At 55.1% G+C, this 740-nt stretch carries 1 protein-coding gene; it reads left to right on the top strand.

Features of this window, described 5'->3' with window-relative positions; translation table 11 throughout:
* A partial coding sequence (locus P0Y67_RS22720; protein ID WP_342393709.1) for a DUF2169 family type VI secretion system accessory protein occupies nt 1-723 on the top strand: 723 nt, incomplete at its 5' end.
* Nucleotides 724-740 lie beyond the last annotated feature (17 nt).

Genomic DNA, 740 nt, shown 5'->3' with positions numbered 1-740 from the left:
AGCCTGGGCAAGAAACCCGTGACCCGTGTGCAGTGCCGTTTGCTGATAGAAGAGCATATCGATAAAACCCTGACGGTGGTGGGTGAGCGTCAATGGATCACTCAGGCCGGTCAGGTGGATGTCACTGTCCCCGCCCCTTTTATCGAGCGTCCGGTGACTTATGCCCACGCGATAGGGGGAGACGATCCTCGTAACCGGATTGGCTGCGGGGTTGCGAACAAAACGATGGATTTGCTGACCCAGCCTGTGCCTTCAGTGTTCTATTTGAAACAGGACTGGCAGCCAGATACCGCAAAGGTGCAGCCTGCCGGGTTTGGTCCGCTGGCTGTCTTTGATGCGGCGCGTGCCCGTCTGGCGGGGACGTTTGATGAGAAATGGTCAGAAGAACGCCGCCCGCTATATCCGGTTGATTTTTCGACGGCCTTTTACCAGTCAGCGCCTGTTGACCAGCAGACAAAAGGGTTACTGGCAGGCGGTGAGCGTATCATTGTGTCTGGTTTCAGTCATGAAGAGACGCTCTATTTTACGTTACCGCGGCGCACTTTTGTTGCCGAAGCGGCGTTTGGCAGCCAAAAGCGCCAGCAAACCATGGCGCTGCATACCTTATCCGTGGATGCCGATACCTTGATGGTGACGGCCACCTGGTCGGCCGCATTTCCTTGCCAGGGACAGGAGGCTGACTTAGTCAATACTGTTATTTCTGAAGAAAAGGCTGTTGTATGAGTTTATCCGCTGCTCGT

The organism is Photobacterium sp. SP02, from assembly GCF_038519165.1.
Taxonomy (GTDB): Bacteria; Pseudomonadota; Gammaproteobacteria; order Enterobacterales; family Vibrionaceae; genus Photobacterium; species Photobacterium halotolerans.
Note: the sequence above shows the minus strand (reverse complement) of the source record. Positions and strands in the feature narration are given on the sequence as shown.